This is a genomic window from Paenibacillus pasadenensis (genome assembly GCF_023715725.1).
Taxonomy (GTDB): domain Bacteria; phylum Bacillota; class Bacilli; order Paenibacillales; family Paenibacillaceae; genus Paenibacillus_O; species Paenibacillus_O pasadenensis_A.
This window is the reverse complement of the sequence record NZ_JAMBOT010000040.1, coordinates 1-475: the sequence shown is the minus strand read 5'-3', so window position 1 is coordinate 475 and position 475 is coordinate 1. Positions and strand designations below refer to the sequence as shown.

The window sequence follows — 475 nt, the reverse complement described above, 5'->3', positions numbered from 1 at the left end:
GAAATGCGCCGACCAGCAAATAGGGCACCAGAATCATCTCTGAGGCGATAGTCAGTAACGTATTGTAGTCTGAGCCTGTGAGCCAGATTAGCACAAGGCAGATTTGTACACAGATGTTGGTTAGCCACAGCGATGCCGATGGCGCACCCTGTGCATTCTGTCGCGCAAAAATACGCGGAAACGCTTTGTGCGTGGAGGCGAGGAACGGCACTTCCGCCGCCATAATCGTCCAGCTTAAATAGGCCCCGCACACGGAAACAATCAGACCCGCAGCAATAATAATTTCGCCCCATGGCCCCATCATTTTAACCATCAGACCGGCCATTGATGGATTGCGGATCTCCGCCAGTTCTGGCCGCGCGACAACGCCGAGAGATAGCAGGGTGACTAACAGGTAAACGCCCAGTGCGGCGAGTACAGCCAACAGCGTGGCGCGACCTACATCGCGTTTATTTCTGGCGCGGGCAGATACCAC

Annotated in this window: 1 protein-coding gene; it reads right to left on the bottom strand. The window is 54.9% G+C overall.

Annotated features, from left to right (window positions below; genetic code table 11):
- The coding region (locus tag M3223_RS23855) for an amino acid permease (protein WP_251566267.1) at positions 1–475 on the bottom strand (475 nt) is incomplete at both ends.